The sequence below is a fragment of the Paracoccus sphaerophysae genome (genome assembly GCF_000763805.1).
GTDB lineage: Bacteria > Pseudomonadota > Alphaproteobacteria > Rhodobacterales > Rhodobacteraceae > Paracoccus > Paracoccus sphaerophysae.
In genome coordinates, this window is record NZ_JRKS01000097.1 from 1 (window position 1) to 7905 (window position 7905).

Here is a 7905-nt window from a genome sequence, read left to right on the forward strand (position 1 = left end):
GGGATCGACACCGCCGATTATTCGGGCACCGTCGCGGCGCGCGTCTATCTGGCCGTGACCGGGCCGCAGAACACCTTCCACGGCGCCGACGTGCTGCTGGGGATCGAGAACCTGCTGGGCGGTTCGGGCAACGACCGCTTCTTTGGCAGCGTGGTCGCCAACGTGCTGGACGGCGGCGCCGGCAACGACCAGCTGTATGGCGGCGGCGGCCGCGACACGCTGATCGGCGGCGCCGGGGATGACTTCTTCCACGGCGGCGCCGACGCCGACACGATCCTGTTCACCGGCAACGCGGCAGTGATCGTCGATATCGCCGCGACGCGCGCCACCGGCCAGGGCAACGACACGCTGGGCGGGGTGGAAAACGTGACCGGCGGCAACGGCAACGACCAGCTGTCGGGCAACGCCGCGGCGAACGTCCTGGACGGCTCAGGCGGCGCCGACATCATCGCCGGGCGCGGCGGCAGCGACGTGCTGACCGGCGGCGCGGGGGCCGACCGCTTTGCCTTTGCGAACTTCGAGGGCAACGACCGCATCACCGACTTCCAGAACGGCATCGACCGGATCGTGATCGCGGGGCCGACGACGGGCTTTGCCGATCTGACCATCGTCAACGGCCCCGGCGGCGCGGTGGTCAGTTGGAGCGGTGGTACCACCATCCTGCTGAGCAACTTCGCCGCCGCGCAGCTGGACGCCAACGATTTCATCTTTGTCTGACCCTGCCGCCGCCCCCGCGGCAGGTAATGCCCGGTTTGTGATCACAGCTTTCGAGGCCGTGATCACAAGCTGGCCGAAACCGGCATGGTGCCGCTAACGCCGGCGCTCGGCCCTTGATTCCACCGCGCGATCTGGCACAGCAGGGGCCAAGATTTTCCCCTGCGAGGTCCGTGATGAACATCCACGAATACCAGGCCAAGGCGCTGCTCAAGGACTACGGCGTCCCCGTGTCGGACGGCCGCGTCGTGCTGAAGGCCGACGAAGCCAAGCGCGCGGCAAGCGAACTGGACGGCCCGCTGTGGGTCGTCAAGTCCCAGATCCACGCCGGCGGCCGCGGCAAGGGCAAATTCAAGGAACCCGAAGCCGGCGACAAGGGCGGCGTCCGCCTGGCCAAGTCGGTCGAGGAAGCCGAGGAACTGACCCGCCAGATGCTGGGCCGCACCCTCGTCACCCACCAGACCGGCCCGGCCGGCAGGCAGGTCAACCGCATCTACATCGAGGACGGCAGCGACATCGCGCGCGAGCTGTATCTCGCGCTGCTGGTCGACCGCGGCACCTCGCGCGTCAGCTTCGTCGCCTCGACCGAGGGGGGCATGGACATCGAGGAGGTCGCGGCCTCCACCCCCGAGAAGATCGTCTCGTTCAGCGTCGATCCGGCATCGGGCCTGTCGGACTTCCACGGCCGCCGCGTGGCCTTCGCGCTGGGTCTGGAAGGCCAGCAGGTCAAGCAGTGCGTCAAGCTGGTCAAGGACCTGTATCGCCTGTTCGTACAGAAGGACATGGAGATGCTCGAGATCAACCCGCTGATCGTCACCACCGACGGCAATCTCAAGGCGCTGGACGCCAAGATGGGCTTCGACAACAACGCGCTGTATCGCCACGCCGACATCATGGCGCTGCGCGACGAGACCGAGGAAGACCCCAAGGAACTCGCGGCCTCGAAGTTTGACCTGAACTACATCGCGCTCGACGGCGAGATCGGCTGCATGGTGAACGGCGCGGGCCTTGCCATGGCCACGATGGACATCATCAAGCTGTATGGCGCCGAGCCCGCGAACTTCCTCGACGTCGGCGGCGGGGCGACAAAGGAAAAGGTCACCGAGGCGTTCAAGATCATCACCTCGGACCCGAACGTCAAAGGCATCCTGGTCAACATCTTCGGCGGCATCATGCGCTGCGACATCATCGCCGAGGGCATCATCGCCGCGGTGAAGGAAGTGGGCCTCAAGGTGCCGCTGGTCGTGCGCCTGGAAGGCACCAACGTCGATCTGGGCAAGAAGATCATCAACGAAAGCGGTCTGGACGTGATCGCCGCCGATGATCTGAGCGATGCCGCGCAGAAGATCGTCAAGGCGGTGAAGGGCTAAGATGATCCTCGGCCTGACTTTTGTGGCAATGTTGGCGGGGGCGATTGGCGTTCTCGTTTCAACGCCTGAACGTCAGGGCCGGATCATTCTTGCACAAATTGGGGCGGGTGTCGCGATCATTGTTCTGGGCGGAAAGCTCCTACCCGACGCGAGCAAGGGCGAAGACGGAAACACGGTTGCATTCGAATCCGCGTTCGCCTTCCTCGTCCTTATCGTCGGCGTTGTGGTAACGGGCATCATCGCCTGGCTGACGCAGATCGGACCCCCGCGGAACTGAAATAGATGCTGAAAACGCATCCGACGCATGATTAAGGAGGCCCTTATGGCCATTCTCGTCGACAAGACCACCAAGGTCATCTGCCAGGGCATCACCGGCTCGCAGGGGACCTTCCACACCGAACAGGCGATCGCCTATGGCACGCAGATGGTCGGCGGCGTGACCCCCGGCAAGGGCGGCACGACGCACCTGAACCTGCCGGTCTTCAACTCGGTCCACGAGGCCGTCGAAAAGACCGGCGCCAACGCCAGCGTGATCTATGTCCCGCCGCCCTTCGCGGCCGACTCGATCCTCGAGGCCATCGACGCCGAGATCCCGCTGATCGTCTGCATCACCGAGGGCATCCCGGTCCTCGACATGATGAAGGTGAAGCGCGCCCTCGAGGGGTCGCAGTCGCGACTGATCGGGCCGAACTGCCCCGGCATCATGACGCCGGACGAATGCAAGATCGGCATCATGCCCGGATCGATCTTCCAGCGCGGTCGCGTGGGCGTCGTCTCGCGCTCGGGCACGCTGACCTATGAGGCGGTCAAGCAGACCTCGGACGTCGGCCTCGGCCAGTCCTCGGCGGTCGGCATCGGCGGCGATCCGATCAAGGGGATGGAGCATATCGACGTGCTGGAAATGTTCCTGGCCGACGACGAGACCGACGCCATCATCATGATCGGCGAAATCGGCGGCGCGGCCGAAGAGGACGCGGCGCAGTTCCTGGCCGACGAGAAGAAGCGCGGCCGCTGGAAGCCGACCGCGGGCTTCATCGCGGGCCGCACCGCGCCCCCCGGCCGCCGGATGGGCCATGCCGGCGCCATCGTCTCGGGCGGCAAGGGCGACGCGGAATCCAAGATCAACGCCATGAAAGAGGCGGGGATCGTGGTCGCCGACAGCCCCGCCGGTCTGGGCGAGGCGGTGATGAAGGCGATGGACCGGTAACCGTCGCTTCAGACTATTGGACTAAGCACCGCCCCCGCCTAGGTTGGGGCGGTGCATGGCAGGAGGATCAGGGCGCAGATGAGCGAGACAGGGCCACAGCCCTATCGAGTGCCCCCGCGGATCGGCGTGGCCGACGCGGTGCGCCGCTGCCTGCGGAAATTCCTGACCTTTTCCGGCCGCGCGCCCCGTGCGGAATTGTGGAAGTTTGCCCTGATCTTCGTGGCGGCGTTGACCGTTTGCGGGATGATCGAACGCGCCCTCGGGCTGCCACGGCTCGCCGTGGTCTCGGTCGAGATTCCGCGCACGACGTTCTTCGCCTCGATCCGCGAGCCGCTGTCCGCCGCGACGCTTCCGCTCTGGGCGCTGCCGTTGCTGTCGGCTGCCGTCCGGCGGCTTCATGATACCGATCGCCGCGGGATGTGGCTGGCGCTCGTGCCGGCCTCCCCCGTCCTGCTGCTGGTGGCCGGTGTTCTGGGCGCCGGCATGGGGGTGATGCCGTCCCTCCCGATGCTCCTTCTGCTCGCATGCCTGCCGGCCCTGGCGGTGACGGCACTGCTGGCAGCGCCCTCTCGGCCCGGCCCCAACCGTTTCGGGCCCGATCCGCTGGATGTCCTGGCATGAAGGGCGTCGTCTCGTCCCAGGCCAGGACCCCGGAACCCCGGGACGACATGCCGGGGGTCCAGATTTCGTTGTCCGTTGTGCGGCGTGATCCGCGCCGCTTCTGTTCTTCACCCGTGAGGTGCACCCCATGAACGACCAATCCCCGAACGACGCCTTCCGCGACAGCTCTTTCCTGCAGGGCGCCAACGCGGCCTATGTCGAGCAGCTTTACGGCCAGTGGGCGAACGATCCGTCTGCAGTCGACGAGGCGTGGGACGAGTATTTCCGCGGCCTCGGCGACAGCGAACAGACCGTCACCCGCGAGGCCAAGGGCGCCAGCTGGCGCCGTGCCGACTGGCCGCCGATGCCCGCGGACGAAAACACCGCGGCGCTCACCGGGGAATGGCCGATGGCCTCCGAGGCGACGGCCAAGGCAGCGATCAAGGCGGTGACGGAAAAGGCCGGCGAAAAGGGCGTGACCCTGACCGACGAGCAGCTGCAGCGCGCCGTTCTGGACAGCGTGCGCGCCGTCCAGCTGATCCGCGCCTATCGCATCCGCGGCCACCTGCATGCCGATCTGGACCCGCTGGGGATGCGCGAGATGCCGCCCTTGGGCGAGCTGGACCCGGCGACCTACGGCTTTACCGCGTCGGACATGGACCGGCCGATCTTCATCGACAACATGCTCGGCCTGCAGGTCGCGTCGATGCGACAGATCGTCGAGATCATGAAACGCACCTATTGCGGCACCTTCGCGCTGCAGTTCATGCACATCTCGGACCCCGAACAGGCCGCCTGGCTGAAAGAGCGCATCGAGGGCTACGGCAAGGAGATCGCCTTTACCCGCGAGGGGCGGCGGGCGATACTGAACAAGCTGGTCGAGGCCGAGGGCTTTGAAAAGTTCCTGCATGTCAAGTACATGGGCACCAAGCGCTTTGGGCTGGACGGCGGCGAGGCGCTGATCCCGGCGATGGAACAGATCATCAAGCGCGGCGGCGCGCTGGGGGCCCGCGACGTGGTGATCGGGATGCCGCATCGCGGCCGCCTGTCGGTTCTGGCCAACGTGATGGGCAAGCCCTACCGCGCGATCTTCCATGAATTCCAGGGCGGCAGCTACAAGCCCGAGGACGTGGACGGCTCGGGCGACGTGAAATACCACCTCGGCGCCTCGTCGGACCGCGACTTCGACGGCAACAGCGTGCACCTGTCGCTGACCGCCAACCCCTCGCACCTGGAAGCCGTCAACCCGGTGGTGCTGGGCAAGGTCCGCGCCAAGCAGGACCAGCTGTCCGACACCCAGGACCGCATCTCGGTCATCCCGGTGCTGCTGCACGGCGACGCGGCCTTTGCGGGCCAGGGCGTGGTGGCGGAATGCCTCCAGCTGTCGGGCATCCGCGGCCACCGCACCGGCGGCACGATCCACATCATCGTGAACAACCAGATCGGCTTCACCACGGCGCCGCATTTCAGCCGCACCTCGCCCTATCCGACCGACATCGCGCTGATGGTCGAGGCGCCGATCTTCCACGTCAACGGCGACGACCCCGAGGCCGTGGTCCACGCCGCCAAGGTCGCGACCGAGTTCCGGCAGAAGTTCCACAAGGACGTGGTGATCGACATCTTCTGCTACCGCCGCTTCGGTCACAATGAGGGCGACGAGCCCATGTTCACCAACCCGGCGATGTACAAGCAGATCAAGGGCCACAAGACGACCCTGCAGCTGTACACCGAACGGCTCGTCAAGGACGGCCTGATCCCCGAGGGCGAGATCGAGGACATGAAGGCCGCCTTCCAGGCACACCTCAACGAGGAATTCGAGGTCGGCAAGAACTTCAAGCCGAACAAGGCCGACTGGCTGGACGGCAAGTGGTCGGGCCTGTCGCCCGAGGGCGAGGAATACACCCCCGGCAAGACCGGCATCTCGGCCGAGACGATGGCCGAGATCGGCCAGGCGCTGACCCGCGCCCCCGACGGCTTCGACATCCACAAGACCGTCGGCCGCCTGATCGAGGCTAAGAAGGCGATGTTCGAATCCGGCACCGGCTTTGACTGGGCGACCGGCGAGGCGCTGGCGTTCGGGTCGCTGCTGATCGAGGGCCACCCGGTGCGGCTTTCCGGCCAGGACAGCACCCGCGGCACCTTCAGCCAGCGACACTCTGCCTTCATCGACCAGACCACCGAGGAACGGCACTATCCGCTGAACCACATCCGCGGCGGGCAGGCGCGCTACGAAGTCATCGACTCGATGCTGTCGGAATACGCGGTGCTGGGCTTCGAATACGGCTATTCGCTGGCCGAACCGAACGCGCTCACGCTGTGGGAGGCGCAGTTCGGCGACTTTGCCAACGGCGCCCAGATCATGTTCGACCAGTTCATCTCGTCGGGCGAAAAGAAATGGCTGCGGATGTCCGGCCTGACCGTGCTGATGCCGCACGGCTTCGAGGGCCAGGGGCCGGAACACTCCTCTGCGCGGCTGGAACGCTGGCTGCAGATGTCGGCCGAGGACAACTGGATCGTCGCCAACCTGACGACTCCGGCCAACTATTTCCACATTCTGCGCCGGCAGATCCACCGGCCGTTCCGCAAGCCGCTGATCCTGATGACGCCGAAATCGCTGCTGCGGCATCCCTTGGCGGTCTCGCGCGCCGAGGATTTCCAGACCGGCTCGACCTTCCACCGGGTTCTGGGCGACGACGCCGATCGCGGCAATTCGGACTTCAGCCTGGCGGCCGACGACCAGATCCGCCGCGTGGTGATCTGTTCGGGCAAGGTCTATTATGACCTGCTGGCCAAGCGGAACGAAGAAGGGCTGAAGGATGTCTACATCCTGCGGCTGGAACAGTTCTATCCGTTCCCGGCCCAGTCGCTCAGCAAGGAGCTGGCGCGGTTCAAGGACGCCGAGGTGATCTGGTGCCAGGAAGAGCCCAAGAACCAGGGCGGCTGGACCTTCGTCGAACCGAACATCGAATGGGTGCTGAACCGGATCGGCGCGAAACATGGCCGCCCGGCCTATGCCGGCCGCGCCGCGGCGGCGTCGGTGGCGACCGGCCTCGCCTCGCGTCACAAGCTGGAACAGGACACGCTGGTCGCCGAGGCGCTGGGGATCGGGGCCCGGTGAGATGAGCACCGAGGTCCGCGTGCCCGCCCTGGGCGAAAGCGTCAGCGAGGCGACCGTCGCCACCTGGTTCAAGAAACCCGGCGACGCCGTCGCCGTTGACGAGATGCTGTGCGAGCTGGAAACCGACAAGGTGACGGTCGAGGTCCCCTCGCCCGTCGCCGGCGTCCTGGCCGAGATCATCGCGCCCGAGGGCGAGACGGTCGCGCCGAACGCCCTGCTGGCGCAGATCGACACAACCGGCGCAGGCGCGGGCGACGCCGCCCCTGCCGCCACCAAGGAACCCGCCGGACAGCCGGCCGCAGACGAGGAACAGCCCAAGATGGCCGGAAAGAACATCGACGTGATGGTGCCCACGCTGGGCGAAAGCGTGACCGAGGCGACGGTCGCCACCTGGTTCAAGCAGCCCGGCGATGCCGTCCAGCAGGACGAGATGCTGTGCGAGCTGGAAACCGACAAGGTCTCGGTCGAGGTCCCGGCCCCGGCCTCGGGCGTGCTGGCGGAAATCCTCGCGCCCGAAGGGGCGACCGTCGATGCCAAGGCCAAGCTGGCGATCATCACCGAAGGCGCCACGGGGGCGGCCTCGGCGGGTGGCGCTGGCGCCAAGGCCGCCCCTGTCGGCCCCGCCTCGGGCGGCGAGGACGGGGTGACCGCGGGCGACGTCGGCTCGCCCGGTGCCGGCCCCGAACAGATGACGCCGCGCGAGGGCGCGGACCAGCCCTCGGCCGGGCGCTCTGATGTCGAGGACGCGCCGTCCGCGAAGAAGGCGATGGCCGAGGCCGGCGTCTCGCGCGATCAGGTCCAGGGCACCGGCCGCGACGGCCGGGTGATGAAGGACGACGTGGCCCGCGCCGGCCAGGGCGCCGGCGCCGCCCCCCGCACCGCCCAGGCCCCTGCCC

Annotated in this window: 7 protein-coding genes; all 7 read left to right on the plus strand. The window is 67.0% G+C overall.

Translation table 11 applies throughout. The features are described 5' to 3' along the window. On the plus strand, nt 1-717 hold a 717-nt coding region (locus IC63_RS15910; protein WP_084115997.1), incomplete at its 5' end, for a M10 family metallopeptidase C-terminal domain-containing protein. Between the two features lie 173 nt (nt 718-890). Beyond that, a complete protein-coding gene (sucC, locus tag IC63_RS15915; protein WP_036722304.1) occupies nt 891-2084 on the plus strand; it encodes an ADP-forming succinate--CoA ligase subunit beta in 1194 nt (397 codons plus the stop codon). Between the two features lies 1 nt (nt 2085). Continuing rightward, entirely contained in the window at nt 2086-2361 is a 276-nt protein-coding gene (locus IC63_RS15920; protein ID WP_036722307.1) for a hypothetical protein, read from the plus strand. A gap of 45 nt (nt 2362-2406) precedes the next feature. After that, complete coding sequence (sucD, locus tag IC63_RS15925) at nt 2407-3291, plus strand: succinate--CoA ligase subunit alpha (protein ID WP_036722309.1); 885 nt, start codon at nt 2407-2409, stop codon at nt 3289-3291. 126 nt (nt 3292-3417) lie between these two features. Continuing rightward, entirely contained in the window at nt 3418-3912 is a 495-nt protein-coding gene (locus IC63_RS15930) for a DUF805 domain-containing protein (RefSeq protein WP_198026350.1), read from the plus strand. A 127-nt stretch (nt 3913-4039) separates the two neighbouring features. Then, nucleotides 4040-7009, plus strand: a complete 2970-nt coding sequence (locus IC63_RS15935) for a 2-oxoglutarate dehydrogenase E1 component (RefSeq protein WP_036722312.1) — start codon at nt 4040-4042, stop codon at nt 7007-7009. 1 nt (nt 7010) lies between these two features. Continuing rightward, the coding region (locus tag IC63_RS15940; protein ID WP_036722314.1) for a biotin/lipoyl-containing protein at nt 7011-7905 on the plus strand (895 nt) is incomplete at its 3' end.